Here is a 17,638-nt window from a genome sequence, read left to right as displayed (position 1 = left end):
AAAAATTTTTCAATTCAATTGACAGTGATTATAATAATTGCTCATCCTGTAACTAACAATTTGTAAAATTAAGTATTATTCATAAGCTGAGATTATTATTTATAATCGCGCAATGCCTTCAAGCTTGAACCGAAGATACTTTCAATAGCAGCTGGATCACGATGATCAAAGAATTGACTTTCCTTTTTGTCCAAACTGTTCATTACCTTCATGTCATCATCACTTAATTCAAAGTCAAAGACATCAAAGTTTTCTTCCATTCTATTCTTATGAACTGACTTAGGAATCACGATAATGCCACGTTGAATGAGCCAACGTAAGATAATTTGACCATTAGCTTTACCGTATTTTTCACCAATCTTAGCAATAGTTTCATCAGTAAAAATATTGTGCTTACCTTCAGCAAAAGGTGCCCATGCTTCAACAGCAACATTTTCATTTTGGTTAAAAGCAACTTCCTCAGGCTGTTGATACCAAGGAGAAACTTCAATTTGGTTAACAGCTGGCTTAACATTGCTCATAAGTTCCAAATTCTTTAATTGGTCTGCGTAGAAGTTAGAAACACCAATTGATTTAATCTTGCCAGCTTTTTGTGCTTCTTCCAATGCTCTCCAAGCACCTGCAGTATCACCGTATGGTTGGTGAAGAAGGTAAAGATCCATGTAGTCAAGACCCAGCTTGTTCAATGAATCATCAATACCTTTTTTAGCTTTTTCATAAGTAAAATGATCAACCCAAAGTTTAGAAGTTACGAAAATATCATCGCGGTTAACGCCACTTTCACGAATAGCCTTGCCAACGGCTTCTTCATTACCATAAGCTGCGGCTGTATCGAATAAACGGTAACCTACATCAAGTGCATCCCTAACCGCCTTTTCAGCTTCATTTAAATCTGGGACTTGAAAAACACCAAAGCCAAGTTGAGGCATTTTGTTACCGTCGTTTAAAGTAATGTATTCCATATCTAATTCCTCCGATATATTTTTGTTTATTATTTTGTTCTTTCATTTGACAATTATTAGTATATGTCGAATTTTTATAAGAGAAAATTACCTTTCGAACATGCTAGTATACGATAAGTGAATACACTTTTTAAGTATTTTCATACTTTTACAAAAATATAAAAGCTCCTAGTCGTGAAACTAGGAGCTTTTAAGCTTAAAGTGATAGTTATTGATATTTATAGATAATTACATACCCATTCCGCCGTCAACTAAGTAGTTAGCGCCAGTAATAAAGTTGCCTTTTTCAGAAGCAAGGTATAAGGCCATATTTGCAATATCATCAGGCTTACCAATGTGACCTAAAGGAGTTCCAGCAACTGCGCCCTCACGGTTCTTTTCTTCAGCATCTTTACTAATAGTATCAGTCTTATACCAAATATTAGTATCAATAGCACCTGGAGAAATCACGTTTACACGAACACCTTCTGGAGCAAGTTCCAAAGCCCAGCTCTTTGACATTTGTTCAACAGCTGACTTAGCACCTGCATACATTGAAAAGCCAACGCCCGGATGTTGAGTAGCAATACTTGAAATGTTGATAATGTTACCCTTAGCCTTCTTAATCAAAGGCAAAGTTGCAATAGTTAAAGCAACAACTCCACGCACATCAACATCAAAGGCGCGATCATAATCACTAATTTCCATTTCAGAAATTGGCTTAATTGGGCACCATCCTGCATTGTTAACTAAAATATTCAATTGACCAAAGTTATCTTTTACATAATCGGCAACTTTTTGAATATCTTCATCCTTAGTTAAATCAGCAACCACATAGGAAATATTATCGTTAGTATCTGCTGTTTCTTTCAATGTTTCTTCGTGACGACCAAGGATAACTACCTTAGCACCATTATTTGCAAACTTTTCTGCCATGGCACGGCCTAAGCCTGAGCCACCGCCAGTTACTAATGCAACTTGATTGTTTAATTCTTCAGTCATTTTATTATTTCCTTTCATATTTATATTTAATCATTGGCATGAACGTCAAAAGCATTAAGAAGAACCTTGTCAAAGCCTGGGGCATCTGGATCATGCGCCCCTTGGCCTTTGTCAAGCCCACGAATCGCATCCATTTCATCACTAGTTAATTCAAAGTCGAAAATATTCATATTTGACTTAATTCTTGCTGCATGGGATGACTTAGGAAAGACGATTACGCCTTCTTGATGTTCAAATCTAAGCATAACTTGACCAACATCCTTGCCATACTTCTTAGCGATATCATTTAACACAGGTTCCGCAAATAAATCTTTGTTTCCTTCACCAAGCGGAGCCCAAGCTTCCAAAGTCACATGATTTTGAGCCATAATTTGACGAAGTTCCTTCTGTTGGAAGTATGGATTAAATTCAACTTGGTTAACTGAAGGCATTGCTTCCTTAAACATGCCTTTGGCTTCCCATTTTTTCCAAATCTTTGGCGTCATATTAGAAACACCAATTGAACGAATCTTACCTTCTTTTTGAGCTTCAACCATTGCTCTCCAAGCTTCATCCACCTTACCGTATGGTTGGTGAATCAAGTAAAGATCAACATAGTCCAAGCCAAGTTTTTCCAAAGTACGATCGATAGCCTTTTTAGCATCTTCATAAGCATAATCTTGAAGCCACATTTTAGAAGTAATCCAAATATCTTCTCTTGGGATGCCACTATCACGAACCGCCTTTCCAACTTCATCTTCATTGAAGTAAGCAACTGCAGTATCAATATGACGATATCCTGCTTTAAGTGCTTCACTCACGGCTTTGTAAGTTGATCCATCATCTGGAATTTGGAAAGTACCAAAACCAAATGAAGGAATTTCAGTATTATCATTTAATTTAAATTTAGGTGCTTGAGTCATTTCTTAATTCTCCTTTTCTTTCATATCTCGATTTCAAATATTATTTTAGACGGAGACGTATAACTTGAAAATTTACTCTTGAACATGCTAGTATACGTTAAATGAATACTTGAGGTGGAATTATGATTGACAATTATTTATTAGAAGAACTTGTTGCTTTTGCAAAAGAAGGAACGCTAGCTAAAGCATCAGAAAAATTAGGACTATCTCAGCCGGCTATTACCCGCGGAACTAAAAAAATTGAGAGTGAATTAGGAATCAAAATTTTTGATCGTACTCCTAATAAAATCACTCTCAATAAAACCGGTGAATATGCGGCAGAACGTGCGGAATATGTGTTAAAGGTTAATCGAGATTACATTACTGAAGTTAAAAACTTCGACAATAGTAATAAAGAAATAACCATGGCTTCCATTGCACCTGGTCCTGTTATGTTAATAAATTCTCTTAAACAAGAAAATCTTAAAATTAACGATAATCTAATTAAAAAAGAAAATTTGGGTGATTTACTTTTACAAAATCAATATACTTGTATAATTTCAAATGAGCCAATTGATAATTCTAAAATCGAATCCGATTATTTAGGGATGGAAACTTTAACTGTTCATCTGAATGAATTCTCTAATTTAGCAAGCAAACCCAGCGTTACTTTTAATGAATTAAAGGGATTGAGTTTCCTAGTTTTAAGCGACATCGGAATTTGGAAAGATATTATTCAAAAAGAAATTCCTGAAGCGAAGTTTTTATATCAGAATCAATTGGAAAGCTTTAACGAAATTAAGAATTACTCAGTCTTTCCTTTCTTTACAACTAACATTAGTAAATTAAATCCAATTGCTGATGAAGAACTAACTAGAGACAGAATTGCTGTTAAAATCTCTGATTCTGTTGCTACACAAAGCTTCTATGCCAATTACTTAAGGACAAACAAAAAGCGTCTTGAGCCAGTCATTGAGGAATGGCAAGACGCTTGGGAAAAGGTAGATTAAATTTAAATTTTTAAAGAAACAGCCTATAAAATAGGCTTTTTTTAATCTATTATTTTATAATCATTATCTTTCAAAATTTTAATAGCTTATGCTAATTTTTCATCGGATACAAACAATACTTATCAACCTGATCCCATCTTATTTGCGTATTAATTTTATTCAAACAAAAAACAGAATCAATTGGAAAATTAATATCATTTTCCGGATCATATTTATACGATTCAATAACTTCAGAAGCATTATGGCAATTGCGATATTCCGCAAAAACACAACTTAAATATCCTAAACCATGAGTATAACTGCTTACCTTTTTCTGATAATTTTGCATTTCACTCACTGGAGCCATCCCTGTTAAAGTAACAATTGATCCTCTATGGTCACTAATTTTTACTTCGCCAGACATTTGACTAATATCTTGAATCGCCTGACCAACATTTTCTTCAGGAAGAATTAATTTGAAACGATAAAAAGGTTCTAACAGCTGACATTGATTCATTGCTTTCAACTGCATCAAGCCTTGCCGAACAGCTCTTCTAGTCGATTTTCTAAAATCTTCACTTCCTGAATGGGCTAAATTAGAAATACCACCTATTAATGTAAACTTAAGATCTATTATCGGTGCACCAATTAAAACTCCGGGAATTTCTTCCGTTAAAATCTCTTGGTGAACTACTTCCTGCCAATTTCTTGGTAATACTGTCCAAGGACAGTCTGCATCAAAAGTAATTCCACTCCCACGCTTTCCTGATTCAATAATTAAATGAACTTCAGAATAGTGCCGTAAGGGAGAATAATGTCCTACACCCTCAACAGAGGAATTAACAGTTTCTTTATATAAAGGTTGCGCTGGAACTATTTGGGCTTGAATATTAAAATCTTTTTTCAATCTATCTTCAAGAACCTTTCCTGCCAAATCTCCCATTAGATTAACTTGAATTTCATCTAATTGTTTTATCCATTTTACATTCAAACGAGGATTTTCGTTTTCTATTTTTCGTAATGCTTTTATACACGAAGAAATGTCATCTTCTTTTACTTTGACAGTATAAATAAAACTGGCATCAAAAAAGCGTTGGGTTTTAGACGATTTATTTTTATTGCTTAATTCATACCATCTTTTTATACCGTTAAAGAAAGTTGATATTTCATCCCTATTTAAAGCGGAGCCAACATAATATGGATAAACTTTTCTTTTAGCAATAAGTTCGCGAATGTCCTCCTCAGAAATATGTCCATCTTTAATGTACTTATCAAGCAAGACTTCATCTTGTAACGCGATCTCTTCTAAACTTTCGTCACGTAACTTATCATTAAACAAAATGCTGGAAGAGCCTAGTTGCTCCTTTAAATTTTGATCAAGTTCTTTTTTATCCCACGTCTTTAAATCCACTTTATTAATAAAAATAAATGTAGGAATTTGATAATATTTCAATAATTGCCACAAGGCAAAACTTTCACCCGAAAATTTTTCATTAGCTGGCAACACAAAAATTGCGTAATCAAGGTTAGATGTTTTTTCTTCAATCTGATCAGCTAAAGCCAAAGTCCCAGGAGTATCAATGAATTCAAATTCATGATTACTAATTGTAGAAAAACTATTAATTAATGATGTTTTTCCTGAACCTGTTTTACCAATAACGCCAATCATAATTTTTTTCAAAATAATCATCCCTTTTTCAAAAATAAAAGGATTATAAGAATAACATCCTATAACCCTTCCTATCGCAATCAAAATTAATGTCAACTAATCATTAAAATTATTCGACTTTGCATATACTTTAGCTTTAAATATTGCAGCCTTTCCCGTTGTCAAATTACTGCTGCACATATAAGCCTCATTTGTATTTGGACGAATAATGATGTGCGTTGACTTAAGCATATCACCCCTTTCCCTTCCAGGTAGGAGGATTTGACCAATTGGAAAACCATTTTTATTAAAAATAAGAAATCTTCCTTGGCCACACATTGAAACGTAAACATTACCATCACGATCAACAGTCAAAGAATCTGGACCTTCCATACCAGTAAAATAATATGGAATATTGGATAAAGATGGTACGATTGACTTTTTATCACCGCTTAAGCCTAAATGATGCAAACGGCCGGTACCATATTCAGTAGTCCAAAGATTATTTTCTTCTGGATCTAAACTAATTCCGTTACTTGCAATCATTCCATTTTTAACAACTGGAGTTATTGTCTTTTCATCAGGTGAAACATAGTAAATTCCAGCAGATGGATTATCAAGCGTACCACCTAGGTCAGAAAGATAAAAACCACCACGATGATCAAATGCTAAATCATCAAACATTCTTCCAGCAAATTAGCCAATTCCTTAATGACATGACCATCATCTGGATCAAGAACAGCAACTGAGCAACCATGATTCGAACCTGCTGAGGTAATAAACAATCGCCCATCTCGATGAACTTTTAATGCAGAAGGAAGCATATTATGAGGTAAATGGGTAAAATGACTTACTTTTTTAGTTTTCATATCAACACGATAGATATCTCCTTGAGGTGGAACACAAACATATAAGTTGTCATGTTGATCAAAATTAAGTCCTTCGAGAATATTGTAGGCCGGATTTTCGTCTCCTAGATCAATGTCTACGAAATGCTCTGCTACTATTGAAGGCAATGACTGCTCATTGGCAGGAATCGGTGCAAATTGGTCACCTTCTTGATAAGTTAATTTAGCTTCTATCATTTGTTATTTCCTTAATCCATTCATTTAAATCATCATGTGCATCATCAAAGTCTTGAATTACATTTAAATTGCCAGAAACATCATGGAAAAATTCCATGAACCTTTGTGAATTGCCTACACTAGTATAAAAAGGCGCAACTTTTCCTCTAAAATTACTAATATTTTCGATAAAACTCATTACTGGAGAAGAAACTCCCCAATCCCAGACTGGACTACCTAAAACTATCAAATCGTATTCATTAACATTATTTGGCATATTTAAAATTTGAGGAAGATTATGAATACTCTTTTGATTTTCATAAATACTAGCTGTCTTATGCATATCGCTGGAAAAAGTACTATCTGGCACTTTAATTTCTAATAAATCACTGTTGGGAATAAGTTTATGAATTTTATTAGCTAATCTTTTTGTCGTTCCTGACCAAGAATAAAAAGCAATTAAAGTTTTCATTTATTCACCTTAATTTTGGTAATCGAATTTCATATTGCCTAAAACTTTTACAGTATCTGGGGTAAGCAAACCGTCAAAGTATGAATTATGTTGATCCAAACCATTAATTTGCTTCATTTCATCATCAGTCAAAGTTAAATCAAATACATCAAAGTTTTCCTTAATTCGATTAGCATGAACTGACTTAGGAATTACAACAACTCCTCTTTGAAGGTTCCAAGCAAGCATTACTTGACCCACAGTCTTACCATGATCCTTGGCAATCTTTGTCAAAATAGGATTAGTAAAAATTCCTGCTTGAGCTTGGCCCATTGGACCCCAAGCTTCTGGAACAATATCGTTGTCTTGAAGCCATTTGACATTGTCATTTTCAGGATTTAAAGGATTAATTTGAATTTGGTTAACAGCTGGCTTAATTTCGTTATGCATCATTAAATCTTGAACTTGATAGCTTTGGAAATTAGATACACCGACAGCTCTAACCTTGCCTGCTTTTACAGCTTTTTCCATAGCACGCCATGCGTTATAAACATCACCCAAATGTTGGTGAATTAAAAGAAGATCGATATAATCTTGATCTAAACGCTTAAGAGCTCCATCAATGGCTTTTTCAGGGTTATCACCATCAAAATCTTGAACCCACAACTTAGTAGTTAAGAAAATGTCGTCTCTTTTTACTGAACTATTATTAATTGCTTCACCAACTGCCTTTTCATTTAAATATCCAGCAGCTGTATCAATTAAACGGTAGCCATCGTTCAACGCTTCAGTAACTACTTTTTTTGTTTGTTCTTCAGGAATTTGAAAAACACCATAACCAACAGTTGGCATTTCCACGCCATTATTTAATTTTATTGTCTTATTCATATTTGTTTTCTCCTAATTTTTATCTCTTGATTTGATTATTATTCTAGATGCAAATATTCATTTAAAAAATTCACTGTTAGGCAAGCTAGTATTCACCCTTCGTATACTCATCTTTATAAAAAAAGCAGGGTTTCCCCTACTTTAATTAATAAGCTTGTGGACGGTTAATACCGTAGCTTTCTCTATTTGCAAAACTTGGGTCATTGACCATCCTTGCAACAAAATCGGCAATGGCGTAACGAGATACATCATGACCACCAAAAGGTTCACCCTTCTTAGTTAATTCATAAGTTGCATCCCCATCATCAAGCCATCCGGGACGGATAATTGTATAATCTAGATCACTTGCTTCAATAGTATCCGCAGCTTTTCTGAACGGTCTTAAGATCATGTTATGGTATGGATTTGGTGAATCACCGAGCCATGAAGGAATTTCTTGATAGATTCCCATTGTAGTAATGAAAGCAAGGCGCTTAACGCCAACTTCATCCATTACTTTAACCAAATGCTTAGCATATTTATTCATACTCCCTGACAATGCAGCAAATACAAAGTCAACTCCACTTAAAGCATTAGCTAATTCTTCGTCATTAGTTACATCTAATTTAACAGTTTCTTCTCGATTAGGGTTAGTTACATTAATATAATTTGGATGTCTTGAAGCCAAACGTAAATCTGCATCTGTCTTCTTTAATAATTCAGGAGCAACAACACTGCCAATAGAGCCAGAAGCTCCAATGATAAGAACTTTAGTCATATTATTACCTCTTTTTCTAATTATTTATTTCTACAATTTGTCCTTGCTTATCTCTTGCAAAATGCTTAAGAAAATCCCATGCAATTTCTGCATTACAATCATGAGGAATATGATGAGCATTCGGAATTAATACTGTTTGAACAAAGGGATGACGATAACCATTTTTTTGATAATACGAAAATGTTAAATTATTAGTAACTTTTTGTTTCATATTTCCGTAGGATCATAGTCATGATAAGTTAATTCTTTAACTTCTTGACTTGAGCTTGGATAACCCCAATAAGGCCATTTTTTATAATCTGTACGCATTTCATTTGTAATCAAATTATCCGCTAAGAAAATATCACGCAAAGTTTCTTTTTCATCATCCATAACAGCTGGCAAATTTTGATCAACATACTCTTTTGAACCTTGAATAAGTAAAAATGGAATCTGCGTTTTTGAACGCATCATACCAATTGCCCATCCCATAGCTGCAATTCCAGCCAATAAGTTTGGATAAGTACTTGCCAAAGCTACCGAACTAGCACCACCATTTGAAAAGCCAACACTATAAATTCGACTTTCATCAATTGGATATTTTTGCACGCAAACAGCAATTAAATCTCTTAAAAACGGACATTCAGAATAAGTAGCATAATCATCATATTCAGGAGCAATCACAATTATATTTTCTTTTTCTGTTACTTCATCCCAACCATTAGTTAAGACCTCTGCTTTAGGATTTCCTGTCGTACAATTTAAATCTAAAATCATGGGTACCTGTCTATTAGTAAGAACACTTTTCTTACCATAAACATAGACTTTACGATTATTTTGAGTAAAAGTATCGATCAACATTTTAATCATCAATTTTCTTTAAGACATGGGCTGGATTACCACCAACAATTGTATTGGGCTCAACATCTTTAGTTACAACTGCACCCGCAGCAACAATTGCATTTTCACCAATTGTAATACCAGAAAGAATTGTTGTATTAGCACCAATCCACGCATTTTTCTTTAAATGAATTGGTGAAACTTCCAAAATTCGGTGATTATGAAAATCATGATTGACAGTTAAAAGCGAGGCATGTGGTCCAATCATAACGCCATCATCAATTTTAATTCCGCCATGAGCCATCATTGTCACATTATGATTAATAAATACGTGTTCGCCAATTTCAACTTGATGGCCTGAATCAATTTCAAGCGGTGCGTAAATATTACTTGTCTTAGGAAGTCGATTTTCAAATAATTCTTCTAATAATGGACGTCTTTCAGAGTCTTCATTTGAATATTGATTAATTTTAAAACAAAGCTTATCACTACGATGCATTTCAGGAATATGAACCTACGGTAAGTCGGGTCATCCATATTCAAACGCGTAATTTTATTAGTCATAATTATGTCTCTTTCTAAAAACTAGTCAGCAGGATGATAGTTTACAAATTGTTCTTGTTGCGCCAAGCTTGCATTATAGTAACGCTTGCCAGAATCTAATTTGTTAATTTCCGCCATTTCTTCATCAGTTAATTCAAAATCAAAAATATCAATATTATCTCTCATATGTTGAGGATTTGTCGTCTTAGGGAAAACAATATTTTCTTCTTGAATGTGCCAACGTAAGATAATTTGGGCGTTAGTCTTACCATACTTCTTAGCAAGTTTGGTAAAAATTGATTCATTCATCAAGCCAGCGTCACCATGACCAAGTGGATACCAACTTTCAAACTTAGTACCATAAGGCTTCATCTTTTCCTTTAAAGCCTTTTGTTGGTAATATGGATGCATTTCTACTTGCATAACCATTGGCTTAACTTCTGAATGTTCAATAATGTCATCAAGACGTTCCCCATCAAAGTTACTAATACCAATTGATCTAACTTTACCTTCCTTAAGTGCTTTTTCCATACCCTTGTAAGCATTTAAGTAATTACCAACTTGTTGGTGAAGCAAAAGTAAATCAATATAATCGGTACCTAAACGATCAAGCATTTTATCAATTGCAGTTTCTGGATCATCGTAATCTGTTGGCCATAACTTACTGGTGATCCAAACATCTTCACGTTTCAGGCCACTTTCTTTAATTCCTTGACCAACACCACGTTCATTTTGGTAAGCATGGGCTGTATCAATATGGCGATAACCTAAATCAAGCGCATCTTTAACAGCCTTGGCTGTTTGGCCATCTCCTTGAATCATGTAAACACCTAAACCAAATTGAGGAATTTTTGTACCATTGTTTAATTCAACATAAGTTTGTTCTGCCATTATGTTTTCTCCTTTATAATTAATCTTTATTAATTAGGCCAAACTAGCTTTGGAACCAGTAATTACCCAATTGCCATTTCTTTTTTCTAATTGATTGTCACTTTGAAGAAGCCAATCATTAGTAAAACCGTAAATTCTTGCAGTTACTAAATTTTGAACAATCGCATGAGCATGATTTTCATCAAGAATCGTGATTGCTACTTTTTGTAAGATACTTTTCTTATAGCGCATACGACCGATCTTAATTTGTCTTAGCCATTCATCACGGCTTTGCTCGGCACCGGTAATGTGAGTAAGAATTGCATCAGGAGCGATTACTTCTTTTAGTAAATCCAAATCTTGATTAATCATTCCATCGTTTTCTTTAGCAAAAGTTTCTCTAATTAGATCTTCTGCTGTTTGTGTTATATTGTTCATTTTTGACCTCCTTGCTTGTTGACAATTAGTATTATGCCAGCTGTAAATAGACAAAAAAATGGGCAATATTTTTCAAGGTGGGACTTATGCCACACTTTTTTTATAAAAAGGTGCAAAAAAATAAGAAAAAAAGCCAAGTTTTGACTTTTTTTCTCTTAAATCTTAGTTATTTTGCTTTATATTTTTGAAAAACTTTTCAATTCCACCTTCTAATAAAGAAGATGTTATAGCAATCATATCGTCAATAGATTGTTCTTTATTACTATTAATCCATTCTCGATAACAAGCAATACTTGTATCTTGAATAAAAGCTAGCAAGATTTTTTGTTGCCATTCATTTAAATTATTAAACTCTGCCGATTGTTCCCAAGTTTTCTTTTCAACTTGATTGATCATCTGCTGGCGAATTCTAGAATATGCTCCTGTACTCGTAGTAATTTTATCGTAAGCTTTTCCTTGTCTAGCTGAAAATTCATAAAAAGCACGTACAATTTTTTTCATATCTTGCGGATAACGATAATTTTCCACTAATTTGATATAGCCCCGCGAATACTGTGCCTGCATTTCGGCAAGTAAATCATCAAGTGTTGGATAGTATCGATAAAAAGTCTTCTTATTTATTTCAGCTTTACGAGCCAGCTCAGTAACCGTAATTTTGTTATAATCTTTTTGACAAATCAAATCTTCAAATGCTCGATAAATATTTTTAATAGTTCGTTGAACTCGCAAGTCCTCATTGCCAGATATTTTCATTTTTCACTCCAATAGAAGAATATTTATTACACAGTTATATATTTAAATTATAATCTTTATGAAAAAATATAAAAAAGAAAAAATAGTTCAATCCTACTTTTGTAGAATTGAACTATTTTAGTTTCAAAGAAGATTATACTATACAATCACAGTCATTGCAGCGGCACCTACAATTAATGCTAAACCTAAAACCGTAATAATCATTTCTTTGCGAGTCTTAGTTTGATGAAGCATCCAAATTCCTGTTAAAGTTGCAAGTACAACAGATGTTTGTGAAAGTAAGAAGCCTGTTGCCAAACCATTCATATTTGGTTGAGCAGAAATCAAGTAAGTTAATGCTGCAAAAGCAAAGAAGAAACCTGAAATGATATGCTTGTATGAAACTGATTCAGCCAAAGCCATCTTATGGTTCTTATCTTTTATACCTAAGAAAATCGCATATACAATTGCCACGATACACATACCAATAGTTTGTGGCAAGAATGCTTGCATCCCACTAATATGTGCAGCTTGTGGAGCTGCTGAGTAGCCCCAGTAACCAATTTCCCCGATCAAAAGAACAATAACAGCTTTTTTAAGTTTACTACTGGATTCTGCATCCTTGTGTTCATCCCAGCTTGTCATCCATGCACCAATAACAATCAATATTAATGCTACAAAGCCGATAATTTTATCAGTTTTAGTTGGCCAATCTCCTAAAGCAAATACACCCCAAAGAGATGCACCTAATAATTGAAAAGCTGTAGTGATTGGCATTGCTCTAGATGAACCAATCAAAGTAAAGGAATAAAATGTTATAACTTGAGCTGACGCCCAACAAATTCCTGATAATATAGACCACCAAAGAGCAGCCCCAGATGGAAGATGAGTTCCTTCTATCAATGCAAGAATTAATGCAAAAATAAACGATCCAAACGTTGTACCTATAATTTGATTAACTGGCCTACCACCAATCTTAGAAGCTATAGTTGGGAAGAATCCCCAACCAATCAGCGGTCCTAAACCAATTAAAAGCGCGATTCCATTCATTTCATAACCACCTTATTATTTTAGAAAATAACTCCACTTTCAAGAATTACATTTGAATAAGGTGTTTCTTCACCTGTTCTAATGAAAGCTTTTGAATCACCTAATTTTCTCTTGAGTTCTGAGTGAGGAATAAATTCAACTTCTACATTAGGAAGAACTTTTTTAATTTCTTCTAATTGCTTTGGATTTTCAGTTTTAATTTCTTCAGCAACATAAATTTTTTGAACTTCGAGTTCTTTTAAAACTTCTTTTAACACATCAATAAATGATGGCAAACCTGCGTGAACTGATAAATCGATCTTTTCAGTTCCAGCTGGGACAGGAGTGCCTGCATCTCCAACACCTAATAAATCCATGTGACCCATATCAGCGATTACTCGAGAAATATTTGAATTCATTACACCTGTTTTTTTCATTTTTATTAATCCTTTCCGTAAACCTTTTCTACTTCTGCTTTAGTTGGAATTGATGGCATCGCACCTTTTCCTTGAACAGTAATTGATGAAGCACGTTGACCATATATAATCGCATCTTCTAAATTAGAATAATCTGATTCCAAAACTGAAGACATTGCACCAATAAAGGTATCACCAGCACCTGTAGTATCTACTGCTTTTACTTTGTTAGCTTTAATCATCCCTTCATGGACAGGAGTTGAATAGAACACTCCTTTTTCGCCTAAAGTAATCAAAGTAACATCTACACCTTTGTCTCTGAAATATTGAGCAGTTTCAGACATCCCTGTTTCTGCATCAATTTTAATTCCAGTAATTGTATAGCTTTCAGTTTCATTTGGAGTAATAATATCCGTTAAACTTAATAACTCTTCATCAATTTTCTTAGCAGGAGCAGGATTCAAAATAGTTTTAACACCATGCTTTTTAGCAATTCTGAATGCCTCTTTTGTTGCTTCAATTGGAGTTTCAAATTGAGCAACGATATATTCAGATCTTGCAATGGCTTCTTCCGCATTCCTAACTTGTTCAGGCTTAACCGTGCCATTTGCACCTGCATCTACCAAAATACTATTTTGACCTTTTTCATCTAATAAAATAGCTGCTGCTCCAGTTTCAATAGCTGAATTAATCTTAACGTTTTCTAAGTTAATGCCCTCTTTTTTCATAGTATCAAGCATAAACTTTCCGCCTTGATCATCCCCAACACTACCAATAAAGTTTACTTGCAATCCACTACGTTGAGCGGCAACGGCTTGATTGGCACCTTTTCCTCCTGCAGCAGAAGATACATTAGTAACATGAATCGTTTCGCCTGGTAGTGGAATTCTAGGAATCGAATATGTAGTATCTAAGTTGATACTGCCTAAAACAGTGATTTCTTTCAATAGCTTTCTCCTTTTAACTAAAATAAAATAAAATAATTTTAATGATTTATTGTTTTTTTATTTGTTAAAAGTATTATTCCATATAAAGTAATCGCTTTCAACAGTTTTCAATGGCATATTTTTATTTTAGTTGTTATTTTAGTTAAACAGATTTTCTGATAACTAAGTGAGTCCCAATAAGCGATTTTTCTGGTTCCCATTCTTCATTTGAAGATGCCTGTGCTTGTAATTGAAAAATTGCCTGGTCGACAATTTGATCAATCGAAACATGAACAGTTGTTAATTCAGGATTAATCAATAGACCTTCTTCTATATCATCAAAACCCATTATGGCAATATCCTTTGGCACTTCAATGCCATTTTTAATGCATTCTTTCATTATTCGAATTGCCATATAATCAGTTTCACAAAAAATCACTTCAGGCAAGTTATCTAAACTAAAACCATGCAGTGGCGTAGTAGGAATTAAATTTATCGGTTCAATACTATAAAAATGATTAGGCGCTATATCAATATTTTCTGCTTTTAACGCTGCTTGAAAGCCTTCTCTTCTTTTTAGAAAATTAGGGTTAGCCTTGCTAGACGCTACATATCCAATATTTTTGTAGCCTTTACTTAAAATATATTTGGCAGCTTCATATGTTCCCTGAAAATTATCTATAGTAACAAAATCTGCTTTAATTTCTTTGAAATAAGTATCTACGAAAACTGTATGCTTAATTTTACTATTAATTAATTCAATATCGCTTTTGCTTAAATCTGTTCCTAAAACTATTGCGTTAGTTACAACGGAGTTAGTAAGCAGTTCATTTAGATCTTCTACTAAATGCCGAATACGCAAAGTATCAATGCGTAAATTTGTACCAAATCCATTAATATTCTGACTTAAAGTTGATACCAAATAATCGAAAAACGGCAAACTTCTATAGTTTCTATTTACGACGCCTTTTTTATCACTAACAATAATTAGATCACAGCTTGCTACCTTTCGAACACCACCTTTTCGTCTTTTTCTCAAAGGTTGATATTCATTTTCATTTATTACTTTAAATATTTTTTCACGAGTTTCTTGACTTATTCCTGGCTTACCATTAATAGCTAACGAAACAGCTGAAGTTGATACATTAGCAAGTCTAGCAATATCTTTCATTTTTAAAACCATAATATTATATCCTCAATGAATTTGCTTTGATTTTATGGTTAATTTTAACAAACTGAAAAACAAAAAAGAAACGTTTCGTCTAGCCGAACGTTCCTTTTTAAAAACTACATCGTCAAATGCTCATCATGCAAATAAGATTTTTTAATTCCTAACCCTTCCAACTTTTTGCGAACTTTTAAAACAATTGAAGCCGAACCTACAATGTAGAACTGACCATTTTGTTTTTCCTCAGAAGTCAAAATTTGTTCTATTTCATTATCTAAAAAACGATGCTTTTTAATATTGATCTTAACATCTTCTTGAGATAATTTTTCTATTCGCTTATCAAAATAACTTTCTGTAGAATTAGTTGACCAAATCAAATGTATTTTTTTCTTACCAGCATATTCTTCTGCCAAACTAATCAAAGGAGCAATTCCTGTCCCCAATGCGTAAAGAATAATTGGTAAATTACTTTGACTTATTTCAGAATCAAATAACCCATATGGACCATCAAAATGTACCTTTGTTCCGGGCTCAACTTGATCTATTTTTTTAGTAAAATCACCTACGCGATTAATAAGAAAAGAAACCTGTCTTTTATTTGGTTTAGATGTTACTGAAAAAGGATGCGCCTCACTGGAAATTTCTTTTGATCGAAATGAAATAAAGTAGAAATCACCAGCATGATATTCTTTTGCCTTTTCGTTAAGATCGATAGTCAGTTCCTGTATTGTTGGAGTTCGAGCAATATTTTCGCTTACAACACCACCATTTTTCATATCTGCATCAATAATAAATTTTTGATATGCATACGAAGCAATAAAAAATAAAGTATAAATATCAAAAATAATTAAAAAATATGGAACATTAGCAATTCTTGGAATCACGTTAACATGCAACCAGATTAGAGCAATAACTACAAAATTTAAACGATGAACCCAAACTGATAATTGGTGATTAAATACTTTTTCAAAATTAGCCTTTGATTTTTTAAAAACAGATAATCTGTCACTTAACCAACCTGAAAGAAAAACAATAACATAAACAATCATGAAAATTGCTAAATACCAAGCAATATTACCTGTATTACGAATAATTGCATGAAATGAATTCGTTGTAAATTTATGAATTGTGGCTGCAACAAGTGCAAAAATCGCAAGCATTCCATGCATCATATAAGTAGATGGTATGCCTATTCTTTTTGCAATCCATTTTGGACGTATACTTAAGTAAACAATTGCTAGCCACCAAACATATGCCAATATCCCAAAATCATAGGCGATTAAATTATTTACAGTATCAGTTAAGCCTGTATTTAAAACAAAAATTAACGGTAAAGGTAAAATGACTGCCAAAAGCAGCCATATAATCCCTAAAAATAGTTTTCGATTTTTCATTTTAGTAACCTAAACCATTAAGCCATTTATTAACTTCACGCTTAACACTAGATGGATTATCTTTAACATTATTACCCTCAGTAGTAAAGCCTGTACGAATTGTTGCCTTAGGATAAGCCTTCCGCAAAGTCTCTTCAGTATTGCCTAAGCCGGAACCTGCTGCCGTTGTAAAAGGAATAACAGTTTTGCCGCTCAAATTGACATTATCAATGAAGGTACGAACAATCATTGGATATTCACCCCACCAAATTGGTCCACCAATAAAGATAGTCTTATATTTTTTAACATCTGGCAAAGCATTCTTAATGGCTGGACGGGCATTTTGATCTTGCTCTCGTTGGGCTACTTTAGTAGTTTCATCATAATCATTGGGATATGCTTTTTTAGGAATAATTTCATACGTGTCACCTTTAGTTTTTTCTTGAATGAAATCAGCTACTCTTGCAGTATTACCACGTTTTAAATCACCACCGTAAACTGCTTTTTTTCTTGAAAAGTAAACAACTAAAACTTTATTATTTTTACCAGTTGTAGTAACTTTTCCATTCTTTTTCACTTTAGTTTTTACAGATCTTGAAGACGAATTACTTTCTGACACATTATTTTGAAAATTTTTGTAAACATTAAATCCAACAATTGCTGCTACAATTACGACAATAGCTGCAACAAAAGCCACAATTCG

22 protein-coding genes are annotated in these 17,638 nt (G+C 33.5%); 1 reads left to right on the top strand and 21 read right to left on the bottom strand.

The window, feature by feature from the left end:
• Window positions 1–95 precede the first annotated feature (95 nt).
• The 3 genes from JCM6256_RS05685 to JCM6256_RS05675 form a co-directional block, all read right to left on the bottom strand.
• A complete protein-coding gene (locus JCM6256_RS05685) occupies window positions 96–962 on the bottom strand; it encodes an aldo/keto reductase (RefSeq protein WP_025080796.1) in 867 nt (288 codons plus the stop codon).
• 228 nt (window positions 963–1,190) lie between these two features.
• Entirely contained in the window at window positions 1,191–1,943 is a 753-nt protein-coding gene (locus JCM6256_RS05680; RefSeq protein ID WP_025080795.1) for an SDR family NAD(P)-dependent oxidoreductase, read from the bottom strand.
• Window positions 1,944–1,969: 26 nt separating this feature from the next.
• A complete protein-coding gene (locus tag JCM6256_RS05675) occupies window positions 1,970–2,845 on the bottom strand; it encodes an aldo/keto reductase (RefSeq protein ID WP_025080794.1) in 876 nt (291 codons plus the stop codon).
• Between the two features lie 122 nt (window positions 2,846–2,967).
• Between JCM6256_RS05675 and JCM6256_RS05670 the strand changes: the two genes are divergently transcribed.
• Window positions 2,968–3,834 (top strand): LysR family transcriptional regulator, encoded by an 867-nt coding sequence (locus tag JCM6256_RS05670; RefSeq protein ID WP_025080793.1) that lies wholly within the window; start codon window positions 2,968–2,970, stop codon window positions 3,832–3,834.
• 91 nt (window positions 3,835–3,925) lie between these two features.
• Here JCM6256_RS05670 and JCM6256_RS05665 read toward each other — a convergent pair whose 3' ends face one another.
• The 18 genes from JCM6256_RS05665 to JCM6256_RS05585 all read right to left on the bottom strand — a co-directional run.
• Window positions 3,926–5,578 carry a GTP-binding protein gene (locus JCM6256_RS05665; RefSeq protein WP_155833165.1) on the bottom strand — a complete coding sequence of 551 codons (1,653 nt, stop codon included), beginning with the start codon at window positions 5,576–5,578 and terminating at the stop codon, window positions 3,926–3,928.
• Complete coding sequence (locus JCM6256_RS10385; RefSeq protein WP_081778545.1) at window positions 5,579–6,145, bottom strand: SMP-30/gluconolactonase/LRE family protein; 567 nt, start codon at window positions 6,143–6,145, stop codon at window positions 5,579–5,581.
• On the bottom strand, window positions 6,130–6,546 hold the full coding sequence (locus JCM6256_RS10595) for an SMP-30/gluconolactonase/LRE family protein (protein WP_051545879.1): 417 nt from the start codon (window positions 6,544–6,546) through the stop codon (window positions 6,130–6,132). Before JCM6256_RS10595 ends, JCM6256_RS10385 begins: the two co-directional genes overlap by 16 nt.
• The gene (locus tag JCM6256_RS05655; RefSeq protein ID WP_025080791.1) at window positions 6,533–6,997 is read right to left on the bottom strand and encodes a flavodoxin family protein; all 465 of its coding nucleotides are present in this window, start codon (window positions 6,995–6,997) and stop codon (window positions 6,533–6,535) included. Before JCM6256_RS05655 ends, JCM6256_RS10595 begins: the two co-directional genes overlap by 14 nt.
• Before the next feature lie 9 nt (window positions 6,998–7,006).
• Window positions 7,007–7,864 carry an aldo/keto reductase gene (locus tag JCM6256_RS05650; protein ID WP_025080790.1) on the bottom strand — a complete coding sequence of 286 codons (858 nt, stop codon included), beginning with the start codon at window positions 7,862–7,864 and terminating at the stop codon, window positions 7,007–7,009.
• Window positions 7,865–8,009: 145 nt separating this feature from the next.
• A complete protein-coding gene (locus JCM6256_RS05645; RefSeq protein WP_025080789.1) occupies window positions 8,010–8,621 on the bottom strand; it encodes an NAD(P)H-binding protein in 612 nt (203 codons plus the stop codon).
• 16 nt (window positions 8,622–8,637) lie between these two features.
• Complete coding sequence (locus tag JCM6256_RS05640; protein ID WP_025080788.1) at window positions 8,638–8,832, bottom strand: hypothetical protein; 195 nt, start codon at window positions 8,830–8,832, stop codon at window positions 8,638–8,640.
• Entirely contained in the window at window positions 8,829–9,470 is a 642-nt protein-coding gene (locus tag JCM6256_RS05635) for an alpha/beta hydrolase family protein (RefSeq protein ID WP_025080787.1), read from the bottom strand. Before JCM6256_RS05635 ends, JCM6256_RS05640 begins: the two co-directional genes overlap by 4 nt.
• Complete coding sequence (locus JCM6256_RS09890; RefSeq protein ID WP_051545878.1) at window positions 9,463–9,939, bottom strand: DapH/DapD/GlmU-related protein; 477 nt, start codon at window positions 9,937–9,939, stop codon at window positions 9,463–9,465. The genes JCM6256_RS05635 and JCM6256_RS09890 overlap by 8 nt, the downstream gene beginning before the upstream one ends.
• A gap of 86 nt (window positions 9,940–10,025) precedes the next feature.
• A complete protein-coding gene (locus JCM6256_RS05625; RefSeq protein ID WP_025080786.1) occupies window positions 10,026–10,874 on the bottom strand; it encodes an aldo/keto reductase in 849 nt (282 codons plus the stop codon).
• 33 nt (window positions 10,875–10,907) lie between these two features.
• Entirely contained in the window at window positions 10,908–11,291 is a 384-nt protein-coding gene (locus JCM6256_RS05620) for a nuclear transport factor 2 family protein (RefSeq protein WP_025080785.1), read from the bottom strand.
• A gap of 162 nt (window positions 11,292–11,453) precedes the next feature.
• Window positions 11,454–12,044, bottom strand: a complete 591-nt coding sequence (locus tag JCM6256_RS05615) for a TetR/AcrR family transcriptional regulator (RefSeq protein ID WP_025080784.1) — start codon at window positions 12,042–12,044, stop codon at window positions 11,454–11,456.
• A 138-nt stretch (window positions 12,045–12,182) separates the two neighbouring features.
• Window positions 12,183–13,073, bottom strand: a complete 891-nt coding sequence (gene rbsU / locus JCM6256_RS05610) for a ribose/proton symporter RbsU (RefSeq protein WP_025080783.1) — start codon at window positions 13,071–13,073, stop codon at window positions 12,183–12,185.
• A 20-nt stretch (window positions 13,074–13,093) separates the two neighbouring features.
• Entirely contained in the window at window positions 13,094–13,489 is a 396-nt protein-coding gene (gene rbsD, locus JCM6256_RS05605) for a D-ribose pyranase (protein WP_025080782.1), read from the bottom strand.
• A 5-nt stretch (window positions 13,490–13,494) separates the two neighbouring features.
• Window positions 13,495–14,415, bottom strand: a complete 921-nt coding sequence (gene rbsK, locus JCM6256_RS05600; RefSeq protein ID WP_025080781.1) for a ribokinase — start codon at window positions 14,413–14,415, stop codon at window positions 13,495–13,497.
• A 142-nt stretch (window positions 14,416–14,557) separates the two neighbouring features.
• Complete coding sequence (locus JCM6256_RS05595) at window positions 14,558–15,577, bottom strand: LacI family DNA-binding transcriptional regulator (protein ID WP_025080780.1); 1,020 nt, start codon at window positions 15,575–15,577, stop codon at window positions 14,558–14,560.
• Window positions 15,578–15,681: 104 nt separating this feature from the next.
• On the bottom strand, window positions 15,682–16,956 hold the full coding sequence (locus JCM6256_RS10375; RefSeq protein WP_025080779.1) for a ferric reductase-like transmembrane domain-containing protein: 1,275 nt from the start codon (window positions 16,954–16,956) through the stop codon (window positions 15,682–15,684).
• Between the two features lies 1 nt (window position 16,957).
• A partial coding sequence (locus tag JCM6256_RS05585; protein WP_025080778.1) for a flavodoxin occupies window positions 16,958–17,638 on the bottom strand: 681 nt, incomplete at its 5' end.

It is taken from the genome of Lactobacillus hamsteri DSM 5661 = JCM 6256, from assembly GCF_000615445.1.
Lineage (GTDB): Bacteria > Bacillota > Bacilli > Lactobacillales > Lactobacillaceae > Lactobacillus > Lactobacillus hamsteri.
The sequence above is the reverse complement of the archived record's forward strand: the minus strand, read 5'-3'. Positions and strand labels throughout refer to the sequence as shown.